The 12,857-nt window shown below is 44.5% G+C and carries 14 protein-coding genes; 8 read left to right on the forward strand and 6 right to left on the reverse strand.

Annotated features, from left to right (window positions below; all coding sequences use genetic code 11):
- Positions 1 to 20: 20 nt before the first annotated feature.
- On the reverse strand, positions 21 to 1,025 hold the full coding sequence (locus tag ACQW03_RS19270; RefSeq protein WP_220029995.1) for a chitosanase: 1,005 nt from the start codon (positions 1,023 to 1,025) through the stop codon (positions 21 to 23).
- Positions 1,026 to 1,297: 272 nt separating this feature from the next.
- Here ACQW03_RS19270 and ACQW03_RS19275 point away from each other — a divergent pair, with 272 nt between their 5' ends.
- The 5 genes from ACQW03_RS19275 (at position 1,298) to ACQW03_RS19295 (ending at position 5,547) form a co-directional block, all read left to right on the forward strand.
- A complete protein-coding gene (locus ACQW03_RS19275; protein ID WP_071642262.1) occupies positions 1,298 to 2,086 on the forward strand; it encodes an isocitrate lyase/PEP mutase family protein in 789 nt (262 codons plus the stop codon).
- A 37-nt stretch (positions 2,087 to 2,123) separates the two neighbouring features.
- The gene (locus ACQW03_RS19280; RefSeq protein ID WP_039274368.1) at positions 2,124 to 2,684 is read left to right on the forward strand and encodes a bifunctional transcriptional activator/DNA repair enzyme AdaA; all 561 of its coding nucleotides are present in this window, start codon (positions 2,124 to 2,126) and stop codon (positions 2,682 to 2,684) included.
- Positions 2,685 to 2,709: 25 nt separating this feature from the next.
- The gene (locus tag ACQW03_RS19285; RefSeq protein ID WP_071642260.1) at positions 2,710 to 3,195 is read left to right on the forward strand and encodes a methylated-DNA--[protein]-cysteine S-methyltransferase; all 486 of its coding nucleotides are present in this window, start codon (positions 2,710 to 2,712) and stop codon (positions 3,193 to 3,195) included.
- A 13-nt stretch (positions 3,196 to 3,208) separates the two neighbouring features.
- Positions 3,209 to 3,496, forward strand: a complete 288-nt coding sequence (locus tag ACQW03_RS19290) for an antitoxin Xre/MbcA/ParS toxin-binding domain-containing protein (RefSeq protein WP_071642169.1) — start codon at positions 3,209 to 3,211, stop codon at positions 3,494 to 3,496.
- Positions 3,497 to 3,663: 167 nt separating this feature from the next.
- Positions 3,664 to 5,547, forward strand: coding sequence for a stalk domain-containing protein (locus ACQW03_RS19295; RefSeq protein ID WP_441951237.1), 1,884 nt, complete (start codon positions 3,664 to 3,666; stop codon positions 5,545 to 5,547).
- An 86-nt stretch (positions 5,548 to 5,633) separates the two neighbouring features.
- On the opposite strand, the gene ACQW03_RS19300 is transcribed toward ACQW03_RS19295, so the two are convergent.
- Complete coding sequence (locus ACQW03_RS19300) at positions 5,634 to 6,191, reverse strand: YdhK family protein (protein ID WP_441951239.1); 558 nt, start codon at positions 6,189 to 6,191, stop codon at positions 5,634 to 5,636.
- A gap of 287 nt (positions 6,192 to 6,478) precedes the next feature.
- Here ACQW03_RS19300 and ACQW03_RS19305 point away from each other — a divergent pair, with 287 nt between their 5' ends.
- The 3 genes from ACQW03_RS19305 (at position 6,479) to ACQW03_RS19315 (ending at position 9,316) form a co-directional block, all read left to right on the forward strand.
- Positions 6,479 to 7,318 carry a MetQ/NlpA family ABC transporter substrate-binding protein gene (locus ACQW03_RS19305; RefSeq protein WP_441951241.1) on the forward strand — a complete coding sequence of 280 codons (840 nt, stop codon included), beginning with the start codon at positions 6,479 to 6,481 and terminating at the stop codon, positions 7,316 to 7,318.
- A gap of 69 nt (positions 7,319 to 7,387) precedes the next feature.
- On the forward strand, positions 7,388 to 8,563 hold the full coding sequence (locus ACQW03_RS19310) for an aminotransferase class I/II-fold pyridoxal phosphate-dependent enzyme (RefSeq protein ID WP_441952434.1): 1,176 nt from the start codon (positions 7,388 to 7,390) through the stop codon (positions 8,561 to 8,563).
- Positions 8,564 to 8,605: 42 nt separating this feature from the next.
- Positions 8,606 to 9,316 (forward strand): 5'-methylthioadenosine/adenosylhomocysteine nucleosidase, encoded by a 711-nt coding sequence (locus tag ACQW03_RS19315; protein WP_441951243.1) that lies wholly within the window; start codon positions 8,606 to 8,608, stop codon positions 9,314 to 9,316.
- Positions 9,317 to 9,334: 18 nt separating this feature from the next.
- Here the strand turns inward: ACQW03_RS19315 and ACQW03_RS19320 are convergent, their stop codons facing one another.
- The 4 genes from ACQW03_RS19320 to ACQW03_RS19335 all read right to left on the reverse strand — a co-directional run bounded on the left by ACQW03_RS19320 (position 9,335) and on the right by ACQW03_RS19335 (position 12,786).
- The gene (locus tag ACQW03_RS19320) at positions 9,335 to 9,820 is read right to left on the reverse strand and encodes a DUF5381 family protein (protein ID WP_441951245.1); all 486 of its coding nucleotides are present in this window, start codon (positions 9,818 to 9,820) and stop codon (positions 9,335 to 9,337) included.
- On the reverse strand, positions 9,813 to 10,649 hold the full coding sequence (locus ACQW03_RS19325; protein WP_441951247.1) for a hypothetical protein: 837 nt from the start codon (positions 10,647 to 10,649) through the stop codon (positions 9,813 to 9,815). The genes ACQW03_RS19320 and ACQW03_RS19325 overlap by 8 nt, the downstream gene beginning before the upstream one ends.
- A gap of 33 nt (positions 10,650 to 10,682) precedes the next feature.
- On the reverse strand, positions 10,683 to 11,768 hold the full coding sequence (locus tag ACQW03_RS19330; RefSeq protein ID WP_441951248.1) for a WXG100 family type VII secretion target: 1,086 nt from the start codon (positions 11,766 to 11,768) through the stop codon (positions 10,683 to 10,685).
- Between the two features lie 271 nt (positions 11,769 to 12,039).
- Positions 12,040 to 12,786, reverse strand: coding sequence for a hypothetical protein (locus ACQW03_RS19335; RefSeq protein WP_441951250.1), 747 nt, complete (start codon positions 12,784 to 12,786; stop codon positions 12,040 to 12,042).
- Positions 12,787 to 12,857: the final 71 nt, after the last annotated feature.

Consider the following 12,857-nt stretch of genomic DNA (forward strand, 5'->3'; position numbering starts at 1 on the left):
CCTCATGACGTATATTGTATTTACTTCAGTTCCCAATTAGTTGCTTTGATCACAGCTGCATCTGCGTTTTTAAGATCTGTTTCGCCAGAAGCTAAGAGAGAACTCCATTGTTTCACACGATTCTTACCATTGGGAGGTTGGTTATAATCGTTGGTATCGACAACCAATGTACGCTTAGCATAGAAGTTAGTCATGAACTTCTTCTCATTCGTACTACTGCCTGAACGTGAGAGGATTCCTTCAAGACTACCTGAATCACCAGTAGCGCCTTGATTGAGTGCTGTGTCGACAAATGATCCAATCGTCAGAGCAGTATTAAATCCGCGTTTCTGTGCTTGCTGTACACTATACTCGATATAGGTGTCATAGAACGTACGCCACATGGCTTCTCTCCAAGCTTCATTGTTTTGGAGAGCGTTGATTTTCTTCTTGATTACACTATCGCTATCGCTGAGCTTTAGAATCGAACCACTCATTTTTCCCTTCAGACCAGCACGTGTTAATCCACCTGCAATGGAAGGGTTACCAGCTCCACTAGCAGCATCAAAAGCTTTGAATAAGTCCGGACCATCGGGTCCCGTATCATTTGAACCGCCGGTTGTTGCTCCAAATATACCAATGGTGTATCCGCGATTATCGCCGATATCTTCAGCATAGCCATAAAATTCAGTCCATTTCAAAGAATCTTGCTCTGGTTTGTTCACTAGCTTCATAATATTATCCCATTGCTCACCGTCGAGTCCTGTATTAGCCTTCAGAAACTGAAGTGTTGAAGGTGAGAAATTAGCATCATGATCAATAGCTGTAACCGATGCTTGGCTAGTAGCTTCTTCGCTGGTAAGGGATAATGGCTCTATACTAGCTTCATTTGAGTTGTCGAAGCCCTCATTTAAATCGATCGTTTTCTGTACCGGAGTTCCATTCTCTTCAGCAAAAGCCTTGGCAGGTGAAGGGCCGGTCAAGCTAGAGAAAGAAGCGATTACAGTAAAGCTTAGCAAGATCATAAGGAACTTTGTTTTATACATATAACTCCTCCTATAATAATGTAATTGTGAAAGGCTAAAAGCTAAAAGTGTAGATTTGAATCTAACTCGAATTGATTTAGCAAGAGTATAGATAAGAAGGAAATGTTTGAATAGAGCTTAAATAACCGTTTTTTCAGAAATTATGTTTTATATGTGAATAAATGGACCTAGTTGTTCCTAGATTCCTATAGACCATAAGTGCAAGAATGAGGACGAAACAAAGATAGCCTCTTGATAAAATGAGTTACATCACATACCAGGAGGCTATATTTATGAACAAAATTCATCAGTTTCATGCACTTCACACATCAGAGGAACTTTTATTTTTAGGGAACGCCTGGGATATGCTATCTGCGGTGGCTCTGGAGAAGGCAGGCTTTAAGGCGATAGGTACGACGAGCTGGGGAATTGCCAATACGCTTGGATTCTCAGATGGAGAGCTTATTGATTTTGACCAGCATGTAAGCATTATTCGGACGATTGCTGAGCATGTTCAGATTCCAGTGTCGGCAGATATTGAAGCAGGATATGGGGAGGATACGGCAACGATTGTTGAGCATGTTTTAAGGATAGCCGATGTGGGAGTTGCAGGGATTAATATTGAGGATTCTTTGAAAACGAAAAAGGGACTTCGAGAAGTGGGCCTGCACAGTAACCTGTTGTCCAAAATAAGAACAGCATTGGATACGCGTGGGTTTAAAAAGTTTTTTATAAACGCAAGAACGGATACATATTTGCAGATGGATGCCCCACTTTCAGAGACCATAGAGCGGGCCAAAGCGTATGTGGATAGTGGTGCGAACGGAATTTTTGTTCCAGGATTAAAGCGTGATGAAGAGATCAGGGAAGTTGTGTTTCATATACATGCCCCGCTTAATGTTTTATCCCTGCCGGGTCTGACGAATGTCCACCAGCTTCAGCAGTTAGGAGTTAAACGGTTTAGCTTTGGAAATGCATTTTCTGATAAGATAATAGTTGCTTTGCAAAAGAATGCAGAACAGTTGATAGAGCTTCAAGATACATCACATTTGTATGAGGATTTTGCAAAATCCTTGAGCTAGATGAATATGAACTATAGAAAGGACAGAGCATTCGATCATGGCTAACCTTAGTCTTTCTTTTGAAGAAATGTGGGAGAAAATTATAGCGTGTGATCGTAAGTATGACGGGTTGTTTTTTACCGCTGTGAAAACAACCCGCATATACTGCCGACCTTCCTGTCGATCCAAAAAGCCGAAGAAAATAAATGTGGAGTTTTACTTTGATTTGGACAAAGTGGAAAAGGCGGGTTTTCGTGCTTGCAAAAGATGCCAGCCCCATACAGACCATTCGCCGTATATCAGACTTGTGCAGAATGTGGTAACCTTCTTGGTTAATCATTACAAGGAAAAACTTGTATTGCAGGATATTGCGGACCATATCGGAATAAGCTCCTTTTACTTGGATCGGATCTTTAAACAGGAAACCGCCGAAACCCCGCGCACGTATTTGGAAAAAATAAGAGTAGATAAGGCAGCCTATCTTCTTAAAAGTACAAATCTTACGAATCTTGAGATTTGCTATGAGACGGGCTTCCAAAGTCCCTCCCATTTCTATAAGGCGTTTCGTAGCTTGAACCATTGTTCTCCTAGTGAGTATAGAAAGTTGAGTAGGGAATAGAAAAGGAAGGAGGTTGTATCCTTTTATGAGCGAACTATACGTAATGAAGTATGTATCGCCGATTGGAGAGATAGAGATACAGGGCACAAATGAGGCTGTCTATTCTATTATGTTCTCTAATCGGAATGAGCTCTTAACGAGGGCTATAGAAGAGGTTCCAATCCAAGTATTAGCGGAATGCGCTATCCAGCTTGACGAGTATTTTAAAGGTGAGCGCTTTGAGTTTACGTTTCCTTATGCCTTTGAAGGTACGGATTTTCAGCAAAAAGTATGGAATGCTCTGGTGTCCGTGGGGTACGGTAAAACGACAGCTTATAAAGATATTGCTCTTGCTATTGGAAATGAAAAAGCGATCCGAGCCGTAGGCAGTGCTAATGGAAAAAATAAGCTGAGCATTGTGATTCCATGTCACCGAATTATCGGTTCCAATCAGAAACTAACGGGCTATGCAGGAGGGCTATGGAGAAAAGAATGGTTGCTCCAGCATGAAAAGCGTTGTCTGAGGCCCTAAGGAGGGTTCGTAGATGAGAGACATATATTTGAAAGAGTTTAAGCCGGAGAACTGGGCCAACATGGTTCAGGTCTATCAGGAGCAATATGATCAGGTAGATCCGGCTATAAGAGCAAAAGTGGCCGAAAGTAAAATTCCCAAGGAGATTCAGATTGTGCTGCTGCCCGATATGGGGGAGTATTTGCTGACTTGGATGGATCGAGAAGTCCCCGCACTCGGCAACGAAACACCGTCGGATTATTTGAAAAGCGAAGAAGGGACTAAAGCACTGAAGGCGGCCATATTACGTATGCCACGTTGAAGAAGCGGGCCAAGGAGATACATATGAACATTGAACAGATGAACAGAGCGCGAATGATGGAAAAAGTGAGTTCGCATATCCATAACTGTAATCAGATGGCATGAACTTCATCTAACCCTATGCTATGATTTACCGACAAGAATATAGATTCAAAAGGGGAAATAAGAATGAAGCTCAAAAGAATGATGTTCCTACTTTCGTTTTTAACGATACTCGTAGGGTTGTTCACTTTGTGTACAGAAAGTGTTCATGCTGCCAATTCGACAGTATTCAGAGATGGAGATAAGCTTAAGCTTACCCTTGATGATGGTAATGGAGTAAACAGAGTGTTTAAATTCGATCTCCCGTTTACGATTAAGCCTGATACGCCAATTCGCCTGTATAGCAACTATATTGAAATTCCTCCTGGTGACTTTACAATCGATTATGCCAACTCCACAATTTCGATTGCTGATTCACGACCAGCACCTGGGCCAGGATCAGAAAATCATATAGAGTTTCCTATAGCTACAACTATGGAAGGGACTGTGCAGTCAGTCGATGAATCTACAGTAACTCCACTTGCTGAGGAGCCAAAAGTAACGCAGCCTGAGGTAGATACCAATATAAAAGAGACTCCCACTCCAAGTGAACCCGAGGTTGCTCAACCTGTGGGTGAACCGAAAGTAATTGAACCTCAAGTAACCCAGCCCGTCGTGGAGTCTAAAGTGGACCAAGAGGTAGATGAGTCACCGGAAATCCCTTTGTCTATTCCGTCTGGAGAAAGTTTTCCGGGTACACTTACAATTAACTCTTCAGGTACGTCATTTTCGGTTCGTTTGAAAATGAAAAATATTCAACCCACGTACACTTCATACGTTATGGTCAAAAATACGGATGCTCAATTAATTAAACGGATTCAGTTCGATCCGGAAACAACATTTAGCTACCCATTAAGTAACCTGAATTTATCTACGGGTGGATACTACTTTTATATCAAAATGATCGATCAGTCGGGAAATTCAGCAGCGTCTGTCCCCCAATTTGTTCCCATAAATAATAACAAGGCTCAGCAGGTTGAGGTGTTTATAGACGGGAAACTGCAACAATATGAGCAGCCTGCGACCTCTATTAGCGGAAGTATGCTGGTGCCATTTCGTGCCGTGTTTGAGGCGCTTGGGGCGAAAGTGAAATGGGATGGAGCTACCAAGACCGTTACTGCAACCAAGGGAAATACAACGATTAAGTTAACTGTAGGCTCCAGAGATGCCTATATCAACGGTAAATTAGTGCGTCTCAATGCGGCGCCGAGACTCATTAACGGCAAAGTAATGGTTCCTATTCGCTTTGTAAGTGAGGCGCTGGGTGCGAAGGTAAAATGGAATATTGCAGCTCAGAGCGTTGTGATTTTTCATGCTCCACCGCAGGTTTTGACAACCAGTGAAAGTGAACAATTAATGGAGGGAAATGAAGATGCTTCCGAATCACATTCCAATCCAACGATTCTAAAAAAGATATCCACTACCTTCTCCAAATCTACGGATATTGTATTCGTCATAGATGTTACGAGTAGTATGACAGGGACGCTGGATTATGTGAGACAGAAGGTGAAAGGCTTTGTTGATTCCGTTCCAGCAGGCTCCCAATTTGCTGTCGTTGCATTTCGGGATATCAATCTGAAGGCAGATAAAGATTTAGAATTTTTGGAGTTTACGACCGATAAAAACAAGTTAAAAGGTAATTTGAATATGCTGCGCCCTTCCGCTGGCGGGGATTTGAAGGAATCGGGATTAGAGGCTATTCAGTTAGCTATAAGTAAATTTCCCAAAAATTCTAATTCTAAAACAATCATATTCATTACAGATGCACCAGTTCATGATAAAAATACAGCTCTAGGTAAAGCACGTTTTTCAGTAGATGAAATCAACGAGCAATTACAGAAAAATGGTGTTATTTTTAATGCAATCGTGCCTGCAAATGGACTAGCCAACAAACAAATGAAAAAGCTTGTAGATACCAACGAAGGGACTTTGTATGACATCAAGGATGCCAAGCTGAATTTAGCGAAGTAGGTTTGTCTAAACCCAAATAAAGCCGTATAAAGGGAGCCGATGTAAGGCTCCCTTTTGCTATCATAAGCGCCTGTGTTGTAAGAGTTCTAATGAGCTGAAAGCTCACTCTCCGTCACCCATTTATGATTTTTGACAGGCTCTCCTCCTGTAGTAGGCGTATAATCTACCATATATACGGTCGTTGGCTCGGCGGAATCAATGGTAGCCTTAGCCCCATCCATCCCCTTCATATGATCTGCTGCAAGGATAACCTCTGTGCCCGGTGCATAGGGCTCACTACTTGCATCCTTAATTTCTTCATGAATAACCCACTTATGATTATTCACTTTTTCTTCTCCAGTGGTTGGAGTATATGAGACTGTATAAGCAGTAGTCGTATAAGCACCCACAATCGTGGCAGTAGCTCCATTCATGCCTGCCATATGGTCAGCTCGTATAGTCGCTTGACTACCAACTTTGAAGGCTGGATTTTCAGCTTCTTTTAGTCCGGCAGGAAGCTCACTGGAAGTGGAATGGTTCATACCCGATGTGTCGTGCTGTTGACTGCTGTTTGTCGTGTGCTCCTGGTTCGGCATGTTACTGTTCCCGCACCCACTCAAAATAATCATGACTGCACCAGCGAGCAAAGCCCATTGCATTCTCATATTTACAGCTCCTTTAGGGTTTTAATTACATATTTTAAATACCCCTATGGGGTATTTTTAAAACGGAAGTATATGACAAACTTGTGAAGTGTTTTGCTTTCAAGGGGATCTCCTGTTGTGCCCCCTTTTTTGTTATGCAGAAGATGCGTAATTAAATGTTGTTGACAGTGAATAAAAAACCATTGTAATATCTATAAAACGCATCAAATTACTTGGTATTTTGAGCGATTGTAACATTCTAACTCACCAAAAGTAGATGATATCAAGGAGCAGGGGGAGACATTAAAATGAAGAAACCATGGATTTCGTTTATATTGCTGCTAGGAGCAGTCGTGCTTTTTATTTCAGGTTGCGGCAGCAAGAATACGTCGGGCAATGCTGCGGGTGAAGAAAAGAAAACACTGCATATCAGCTTTAATCCCGGTCCATATAGCGATCAGTTTAAGAATGGTGTGGCTCCATATTTGGAGAAGAAAGGCTATAAGATTACATATAAAGAGTTTACAGACGGTGTTCAGCCCAATGTAGCCGTGGCTAATGGGGATATTGATGCTAATGTGTTCCAGCATTCGCTCTACCTGGATTCTATGAATAAGCGGGAGAATATTGATCTGATTGGTGCTGTGCAGGTCCCGACTCCTCCAATGGGATTGTACTCCAGCAAGCACACTAGCCTTGACGAAATCAGCGATGGAGCCCAAATCAACCTGCCCAACGAGCCAGTCAATATGTTGCGTGCGCTGAATATTTTGAAGGAAGTAGGCTGGATTACGTTAAAGGACAAAATCGATCCACTGCAAACCTCGGTGAATGACATCACCTCTAACCCGCATCATCTGCAATTTGTGGCTACCGACCCGGCACAGGGGCCACGTGCACTGGAGGATGTTGATTTTGCGGCTATACAAGGGAACTTTGCTGTATCGAATGGAATAAAGCTGACCTCGGCATTAAAGCTTGAAAATATGACAGATCCGTTCACGAACGTGGTAGCTGTGGACAGCAAGAACAAGGATAAACCCTTCGTCAAAGACATTATTGAAGGATATCATTCAGATGAATTCCAAAAGTACATCCAATCGAATCCTGATTATGAAGGCTACAAGCTGCCAAGCTATTTCAAATAATATGGGGTATTATCTTCTGCGGGCTGACGTTGTCAGCCTGTATCTTATGGATAGAAGGTGGATATGAACGTGATTTTTTCATCCTCTGATCTCGTCAAGGCTCTGCCTGACAACTATTTTAGCGCAATGGATGACAAAGTGAATCTGTATAAAAGCAAAGGAATAGATGTAATCAATTTGGCAGCCGGCAACCCGGATCAGCCAACACCAGCACATATCATCAGCGCTTTGAAAGAAGCGGTCGATCAACCGATCAATCAGGGCTATCCACCTTTTCATGGGAAAAAAAGCACGCTGGAGGCTGTCGCTGCGTTCTATAAACGGGAGTATCAGGTGGAGCTGGATCCTGACCGGGAGATTGCCATATTCAACGGCTCAGCCATAGGTGTAATGGGGATTCCACAGGCGCTGCTGAATCCTGGTGATTGGTTATTGACCACCGATCCGGCATATCCCCAATATTATTCCGCTGCTGGGCTGGCAAGAGCCCATATTCATACGATTCCGCTTGATGAGAAGCATGGCTTCTTGCCTGATTATACAACCGTGCCGGAAGAAATTGCAGAGCAGGTCAAATTGCTCATGATTAATTATCCGAACAATCCGACTGGAGCAGTAGCTACTTCAGATTTTCTGACAAAGACGCTGGATTATGCCGCTCGGTATCAGTTTCCGGTTATGAATGATTTTGCTTACGGTGCTCTTGGGTTTGAAGGACATAAGCCGATTAGTTTACTGCAAATCCCCGGCGGCAAGGAGTATGGCGTCGAGACGTATACGGCTTCCAAAACGTATAACATGGCTGGATGGCGCTTCGGCTTTGCAGTGGGAAATTCGTCCATCATTGGTGCGCTCAAGCATTATCATACGCATGCCTACAGCACTGTTTTTGGAGCGGTACAGGATGCGGGAGCTGTGGCATTGCTGGGCACGCAGGAACCGGTACAGGAGCTCGCGGCGTTATATGAGCGGCGCCGTGATGTTCTCATTGCAGCGTTACGAGGTATTGGCTGGGATGTAGCTGCTCCCCAAGGGTCTTTTTTTGCCTGGTTCAAGGTGCCAGAGGGGTATACATCTGCTTCCTTTGCAGACTTTTTATTGGACGAGGCGCATGTTGCGGTCGCTCCTGGAGAAGGCTTTGGTCGTGCAGGAGCTTCTCATGTGCGGGTCAGTATGGTAAACAGTGAGGAAAGGCTGCTGGAGGCGGTGCAGCGCATCGCAGCAACGGGTATTTTTCAAGTATAAGCTGGAATACAAGGAATTCATGGAGGGAGCGGGAAAAGAACTTTGAGTATAGCGATTATCGGAGCCATGGAGGAAGAAATAGCAGATTTGAAAGCGCAGATCGAAGGGATAAAGATGACCCAGATTGCGAACGGGATTTTTTATACAGGCCAGCTTGAGGGGAAGGAAGTGGTTCTGCTGCAATCAGGAATTGGCAAAGCGAACGCAGCCTCGACTACGGCGCTGCTGATTGAGCGATTTAGCCCGGAGCTTGTCATTAATACCGGGTCTGCGGGTGGGCTTGATCCAGCTCTGCATGTTGGCGATGTCGTAGTGGCGACCGAGCTGGCTTACAGCGATGTGGACGGAACGGCGTTCGGCTATACCTACGGACAGGTACCACAGATGCCGGCAAGTTATCCTGTCGATCCAGCGCTGCTTGCTTTTGCGACAGAAGCGCTGGCGGAGACCAGGATTGAGGGGCAGATCGTCAAGGGTTTGATTACGACGGCAGACTCTTTTATCTCCCAGGCTGAGCGCGCCCATTTTATCCGTAGACAGTTTCCTGAAGCGAAAGTGACGGATATGGAAGGGGCCGCGGTCGTTCAGACTGCGTACCAGTTTGGTGTTCCATTTTTGGCTGTTCGTTCTTTGTCAGATCTTGCCGGTGTAGAAGCGGCGGATTCTTTTGACTCCAATCTTGATTTGGCTGCGGCCAACTCGGCAGCAGTGGTTGTGGCTCTTGTAGCCGCATATGATAGAGACAAGCTTTGATATATTCAATGGCAATATTCAGGAACGTTTTTTCTTCGACTTGCCATGCTGGCTAATGAGAGTTCGAAGTTGTTTCCCGGCATGGTTCAGCTCCATATCGTTTAACACATAATCGGTGCTGACTTCCCAGGTGCTGCGGTCATTCAGATGAAAAATAAAGGCGGGAAAGCGAGGGCGCAGCCATTTGCGGATGGAGGCTCCTTCGAATTCGACTTTAGTGATTGCAGACCATGGGACAGTTCGAATACCATCGGAAATGCTATGCTCGTCAAAGATGAACAGGTAGGTATCCTTACGAAGCGTTCTGCTCAAACAAACCACAAGATAGCTGCCGAAAAAAGGAAGTCCGACAATGGCGGACGTAATAAAGAAGAAGATTTGTAGAGCTGAGATATCTTCGTCGATAAAAATGAGCAGCAGCAAAAACAGACAAATCAGCACAAACATCAAGCTGCCCATGGCCTTCCAAAATGCCAAAGATCTGCGATATACAATTTTATCCACGGAATACCGCCTCGTCGCGTACAAATTCCTGAATGAAATAAGTTATTCGTTCTCTCCAGTCAGATTCGGTTACACTTTCAATACGCAGACATGGGGTGGCCTGCATATCCAGTTCTGTATTTCTTACGATCCACACATCATTCGTTCCTTTAAGAACAAATAGTAGATTTGTAACGGAAGGTCCATCTTCATCCGTATCCGCGTATATCATCTGGCTCAAATTATCTAGGCTACACTGATTACGATCAAAATCCTCTCGCCAGTCTTGTATCATTTGTTGAGCCGACTCATGAAGCTTCCACGTTGTCATTTGCTGCATGCTGAAGCTGGAAGAGGTTAACTCATTCCACCGTTCTTCTGTCAGATCGACGTATCGGCTGTGCGCATTGAAGTTCGAAGCAAGCAGGCCGAACAATTGATCAATGTCGTGATGCCAGTCTTCTCGGGAAGACCAGCGAAAGAAATGGAGTTCATTGTGGCTGGAAAAATGATATAGAAAACGTTCATTTCCATGGTGTATCGTTAATGTATTTTGCTTGTCCTGTTGCTCCTTGTAGCCACGTAGCATCTGACGACTTTGTACCAGATGAGCTAGCATTTCAACAATGAACGCATCAATTTCGAGCTGTTGTTGCCCTTCATCCCGTTGTTCCATCAAACCCTTGGATATCAGGCTATGCGTTGCGGCATGAAAAAGCAGTTCCCAGCGATCTTCGGTCAGTTCCCCGTAATAAGATTGGAGCAGACCAGAAGCCATATCTTCTGCGCCCAGTGCGGTCAAGGCAAAGCCTAGTTCCTCAAGCGTTAAAATTACCGTTTGTTTGTCCATAGTCAGGCTCCTTCTCCATCTGTTAGGTGTATGTCATTTAAATAGTTTGCTGGCCCAACGTATCCCTTTTTCGGCGAATTTGGCGACCTTTCCACCTGCCCAGCTTCCCACCGTACCGCCGACGTAAGCACCGACGGCTGCACCGACCGGACCACCGATAGCGCCGCCTACGGCTCCCAAAGCAACAGCACCGCCATAAGTTGCAGCGGTTTTAATCGCTACGTTAGAAGCAGATACAGCCACATCCGTTCCGGTAAGCTTCCCGCTTTTCCATTTTCCAGCCAGACTGATACCCTCGCCCACAATATTCATGGTGGCATTAATAGGGTATAGCTTTTTGGCAATCATGCCGGGAATTTGGCGGGTGGCTATGCCGTAACGGCCTTTTTCCACCCCGGCGATGACGTTCCGCGTCCACTTAGGAAAGCTATTGGCTTTGTTGAATCCGAGGCCGAGCTTACCCATTTGAAGCTTTCCAGCTAAACGATCAAAGCCCTTTAAACCTTTCATCACAATACCGGGTTTAGCGAATTGGCGGTTTAGGCTTTTGCCCAAATTACGCATAAACGCATTGTTACCCTTGCCATTCACCCATGCCGCATTATGTATAACCGCTCGAGTGGGATTCTTCAGACTTTTCTTGAATTCTACTGTTTTGGTGAGCACAAGTGTGGAAGCCAGACCGCTATAGATAGCTGTTCCGGCAAATCCCAGTTGCCCGCGCCATTTATTGGCTTCTGAAATGCTGTTAATGGCTATATCTGCTGGATCGGGTCCTTTTTTCCCGGAAGTTGCCCCTTCACTGCTGCCGATCTGTCCGCTGTGATCTTCTTTGTTAATACCGGTGTCTGTTTGTGTATCTGTTTCCTTGAATTTTACTGCAATGGAACGCAACTCTGTGCTGACAGAACCGACAGTTTGAGTGAAAGCATCCATTTGTCCACGCGCTTTATGAAAATCCTGATAAAAGCGCTGCTGTGTTGTTCCTGCCCAGCTATTTTCCAACATCTGAATATGCTGTGACAGTTGTCCGCAAATTTGTGCCCCCAGCTCACGGGCCTGTGCGAACTGCCTGGAAACCGCCTCTAGTTTCTCAGGAGGAACCATAATTTTAGCCATGATGTCCACCTCGGATGATTAAAATAATTACTTATATTTTAGTGAATCTAGTGGGGGTTAGCAAAAAAAGGAGGGGATTTAAGTGAAAAATAAGTCATTTGTATGAGTTCATGAGGGTGCATAAGGGAGAATAGTAGGAGGTGTTATGATCCGAAGTTCTTATATGTCATTCATAACGAAACAAAAAAAGCCCCTCTTTTCAAATGGAGCTTTCCATTAGAAAGAGAGGCCTTCTTGCGTAGAGGCTAATACATATTTCGCGTCGTTTTAATTATTTTAGCGGAAGCTGCTTGGACAGCTTTTCAAACTGCTGCAAATAAGGAGTGACCTTGGCAGTAATTCCTTTGAGATACTTGATGGACGCTTGTCTTTGACGTTCTTTGGTAGCAGCCTCTTCAGGGAACATAGAGTATTCCTTTTGGACAGAGCCATTTTTATAATTTACGGAGAAGAGATCTCCTTTTTGCCACCTTTGGACCAGATCTTGATTACTGTGCAAGATATTTAGCATTTCTTTGCTGTTTTTATAAGTGAAGCTGTAGTCTGGATCTGCCACAGCGTGTATCACTTGGTAGCCACTCTGTAATCCATTGTTCTGAAAGGTACCTACTTGGATCTCGTTCGAACGTACGGTTCCGTCCATTTGGGTCACTTTTTCAGTCTGCGTACCCTTGCCACTCATCGTGTCATTGTTCCATGTGCCGTTGTATACGACTTTATGATTTTGTCCATCTGCATCGGTGTATTGATTTATATATTTTCCGGTACCTGAGCGCTTGCCATTCACAAAATCACCCGAATACTGCTTATATTCGCTCCATTTGATCGTACCACGTCCGTTGGGCTGCCCATTCTCGACCTCTCCATAGTAAGTCGTCTGACCGGATAGCTGAAGCAATTCCTTGGTTGCAGCCGCATTCGCCGCAGGTGTACTTACAGACAGCGCTCCAGATATTAGCGATGCGGACACCATAATAGGCAGAGACAGAGCCTTTCCTTTTTGCCAAAGTTTTTGCATCACGAGTTCTCCCCTTTCGAAGCTTTGAATTTCTAAAAGTTAAGTTCAACGACCCAGCACCGTTTTTATAC

It is taken from the genome of Paenibacillus sp. DRB1-1, assembly GCF_052119485.1.
In the GTDB taxonomy this organism is placed as follows: Bacteria; Bacillota; Bacilli; order Paenibacillales; family Paenibacillaceae; genus Paenibacillus; species Paenibacillus polymyxa_B.

Bases quoted from the DNA above. Each gene is read 5' to 3' on its own strand.
- ACQW03_RS19300 (WP_441951239.1), bottom strand. From the start codon at position 6,191: ATGAGAATGCAATGGGCTTTGCTCGCTGGTGCAGTCATGATTATTTTG.
- ACQW03_RS19295 (WP_441951237.1), top strand. From the start codon at position 3,664: ATGAAGCTCAAAAGAATGATGTTCCTACTTTCGTTTTTAACGATACTC.
- ACQW03_RS19285 (WP_071642260.1), top strand. From the start codon at position 2,710: ATGAGCGAACTATACGTAATGAAGTATGTATCGCCGATTGGAGAGATA.
- ACQW03_RS19335 (WP_441951250.1), bottom strand. From the start codon at position 12,786: ATGCAAAAACTTTGGCAAAAAGGAAAGGCTCTGTCTCTGCCTATTATG.
- ACQW03_RS19305 (WP_441951241.1), top strand. From the start codon at position 6,479: ATGAAGAAACCATGGATTTCGTTTATATTGCTGCTAGGAGCAGTCGTG.
- ACQW03_RS19280 (WP_039274368.1), top strand. From the start codon at position 2,124: ATGGCTAACCTTAGTCTTTCTTTTGAAGAAATGTGGGAGAAAATTATA.
- ACQW03_RS19270 (WP_220029995.1), bottom strand. From the start codon at position 1,025: ATGTATAAAACAAAGTTCCTTATGATCTTGCTAAGCTTTACTGTAATC.
- ACQW03_RS19290 (WP_071642169.1), top strand. From the start codon at position 3,209: ATGAGAGACATATATTTGAAAGAGTTTAAGCCGGAGAACTGGGCCAAC.
- ACQW03_RS19330 (WP_441951248.1), bottom strand. From the start codon at position 11,768: ATGGCTAAAATTATGGTTCCTCCTGAGAAACTAGAGGCGGTTTCCAGG.
- ACQW03_RS19325 (WP_441951247.1), bottom strand. From the start codon at position 10,649: ATGGACAAACAAACGGTAATTTTAACGCTTGAGGAACTAGGCTTTGCC.
- ACQW03_RS19275 (WP_071642262.1), top strand. From the start codon at position 1,298: ATGAACAAAATTCATCAGTTTCATGCACTTCACACATCAGAGGAACTT.